We start from the raw sequence: 1,181 nt of genomic DNA on the forward strand, positions 1-1,181 counted from the left end.
GCGCACCAACTGTAATGCTAGAGCCTGTCCTCAATTGAGCCAGATGATAGCAGCCGCGAGATGGATTGCGGCGAGGAAATTTCTGGCGGTTTTGTCGTAGCGGGTGGCGATGGCGCGGTATTGCTTGAGTTTGCAGAAGAAATTCTCGATGAGGTGGCGTGCCTTGTAGGCGTCTTTGTCGAAATCGCGTTGAACCTTGCGGTTGCTCTTGGGCGGGATCACGAACGACTTTCCCCGTGCAAGCAACGGCTCGATCACCCGCTGGTCGGCATCGAAGGCCTTGTCTGCCAACAAGGTCTCGGCCGCCATATCCGGCAGCAGCGCGTCGGCGCCTTCCAGATCATGGGCTTGGCCCGGCGTCAGGATGAAGTCCAGCGGATTGCCTAACGCATCGACAAGCGCATGAATCTTGGTACTCAGCCCGCCTTTGCTGCGCCCGATCGCCTGGCCTTCGCCGTCTTTTTTTGTGCGCCGGCACTGTGCTGATGCGCCCGCACGATCGTACTGTCGATCATGGCGTACTCATTATCCGCATCGCTCGCCAGCATCTCAAACAGCTTCTTCCACACGCCGCTCTTGGCCCAGCGCGAGAAGCGCGTATGGATCTTGATCGGGTCGCCAAAGCGTTCCGGCAAGTCCCGCCAAGGAATGCCGGCCCGATATCGGTAGATCACCGCCTCTACAAACAGCCTATTGTCCCTGGCCGTTACCCCCACGTGCCCTTCACGCCCGGGCAAAATATCCTTGATCCTGTCCCATTGATCGTCCCGAAGGGCGTAGCGGCGCATCTGTCAGCTCCGAATCAGCTGACCGCCTATGAATCACGCGATAATCTGCTTGGGAATCTGGAGGGTTCTGTGAGGTCGCGCTCACGCGCTGGCGCGGCATGCGCAGTTACGCGACCTCATTGAAGCCGGATTGAACGAAGGCGCGGGCGGGTATGCGTGGTTTTGCAGCTATGGGGATTGTTGGAGATCGCAGGGCCCGGTCTGCCGGCTCGGCACGTGAGGCAGAGCTGCGAGATGTGTGCATCGGGGAAGAGTTGAGATCAGGCGCGCTTTGCCGGAGATCGCGACAGGCGTTTTGCTGCATCGGACGGTTGTTGTCGCGCCGTGTGGCAGCACGGATTCGACAGCGTCCGCGATGATCGAGACGCTGGAAGCGGAATGACGAATGGCGAT

1 protein-coding gene is annotated in these 1,181 nt (G+C 59.6%); it reads right to left on the minus strand.

Features of this window, described 5'->3' with window-relative positions; genetic code table 11:
- Positions 1–30: 30 nt before the first annotated feature.
- A protein-coding gene (locus FXB38_RS42480; RefSeq protein ID WP_148756765.1) for an IS5 family transposase occupies positions 31–788 on the minus strand; the annotation gives its coding sequence in 2 pieces (ribosomal slippage) (positions 31–458 and positions 458–788; 759 coding nt in all).
- Positions 789–1,181 lie beyond the last annotated feature (393 nt).

This window comes from Bradyrhizobium cytisi (genome assembly GCF_008123515.1).
Classification (GTDB): Bacteria; Pseudomonadota; Alphaproteobacteria; order Rhizobiales; family Xanthobacteraceae; genus Bradyrhizobium; species Bradyrhizobium cytisi.